The sequence below is a fragment of the Chromatium okenii genome (genome assembly GCF_016583745.1).
Taxonomy (GTDB): domain Bacteria; phylum Pseudomonadota; class Gammaproteobacteria; order Chromatiales; family Chromatiaceae; genus Chromatium; species Chromatium okenii.
This window is the reverse complement of record NZ_NRRQ01000098.1, coordinates 1-1,194: the sequence shown is the minus strand read 5'-3', so window position 1 is coordinate 1,194 and position 1,194 is coordinate 1. Positions and strand designations below refer to the sequence as shown.

General features: G+C 41.4%; 3 protein-coding genes and 1 pseudogene. 2 read left to right on the top strand and 2 right to left on the bottom strand.

What is annotated here, in order from left to right:
* Positions 1-126 (top strand): annotated as a pseudogene (locus tag CKO12_RS15475) (IS481 family transposase); the annotation flags it as partial.
* On the opposite strand, the gene CKO12_RS14310 reads toward CKO12_RS15475, so the two are convergent.
* A complete protein-coding gene (locus CKO12_RS14310) occupies positions 92-412 on the bottom strand; it encodes a reverse transcriptase N-terminal domain-containing protein (RefSeq protein WP_200155390.1) in 321 nt (106 codons plus the stop codon). The pseudogene CKO12_RS15475 and the gene CKO12_RS14310 overlap by 35 nt on opposite strands.
* Before the next feature lie 241 nt (positions 413-653).
* Positions 654-779 carry an HNH endonuclease gene (locus CKO12_RS15470; RefSeq protein WP_420826848.1) on the bottom strand — a complete coding sequence of 42 codons (126 nt, stop codon included), beginning with the start codon at positions 777-779 and terminating at the stop codon, positions 654-656.
* Positions 780-1,010: 231 nt separating this feature from the next.
* Here CKO12_RS15470 and CKO12_RS14780 point away from each other — a divergent pair.
* Positions 1,011-1,194 (top strand): helix-turn-helix domain-containing protein (locus CKO12_RS14780; protein ID WP_207146397.1); only part of this gene is annotated, 184 nt, incomplete at its 3' end.

Genomic DNA, 1,194 nt, shown 5'->3' with positions numbered 1-1,194 from the left:
ATGTATAACCATCAGATACCCCAAAAAGCACTCGGACATGTGTCACCGGTGCAAGCGTTGAAAAACTGGCAGCAGAAAGAACCCGAACGCTTCAAAAAACAGGTCTACAATCTCTCGGGTCTTGACACTTACTATTGGGAGTACTCCACAATTCTTTATCGACTCCCGATGTCCTTGCCCCTTTATTCTCGGTCACTCTTTTCACAGCAATTGCTTTACCATAAAATGAGTGGGTTAATAACCATTGTAAGGATTTGACCTTACGTTGATTACCTTCCTGCGTTGCCTTCACGATACGCGCTTGCAGTCTTCTCACTTTTTGCTCTGCCACTTTCCAATCAATCTCATGCCAGCCAGTGTTAGGAGCTGCACGATTGGTAGTCGTTGTTTTCACTTCTAGTACCTCTCTCATTTGCCACTCCTATTAGAAAAGATTCTTCAAGTTTTCTCGTGATTCAAGACCAAGCAGAAGTGGGCACCCTTTCGGGTCGAGGGATGTAACCTCTATATCAGCTATTACTGCCGAACATTTGCTTTCTCTGCTCTCCCATACCCGCATTCGTCGGGTAGGGACAATTTGTTACCATTTCATCCCCCTAAGAACCGTGCTTGCGACTTTCACCGCACACGGCTCAAGCCTTGATAAGCTCTAGTTAAAGAGCCGGTAACGCACCGATTTTATTCTTACTATGAAGCTGACGGTGGCAATTTCCATGTAAAAGTCGTGTATTCTTCAGCGTATTGTTCCCACCCAGAGTCTTTGGTATTACATGATGTATATTATAGTTATCCGCAAAACATATATACTTAAGAGAAAATGTAGGAGCTTACGACAGTGAAACTGTGCAACGAAGACCAACTTTTGAATTTCTTAAGACGTGAAGAAGACAGTTCAGTTAAGTTAAGTATAGACTTGCTTTTCTGAATAACTTAAAAAATTTATCTTATGATTTAGATAAAGCGTGCGTTTTTTTGCAGTTGCAAAATCGACCGCTTACGTCTGGATTCGGATGTGGAACGAACATGATTATGAAGGAATTGTATCTCCCTTCCACAAATCTGATAAACCTTCTGGACGTCCTCCTAAACTAAGTGATGATGACTTAGAAAAACTAAAAACCATGCTTTCAAAAAAGCCTAACTGGTTAACAGAAGAAGTCTCTAATCTAATTGAACAAGTGTGGCATGTTAAAC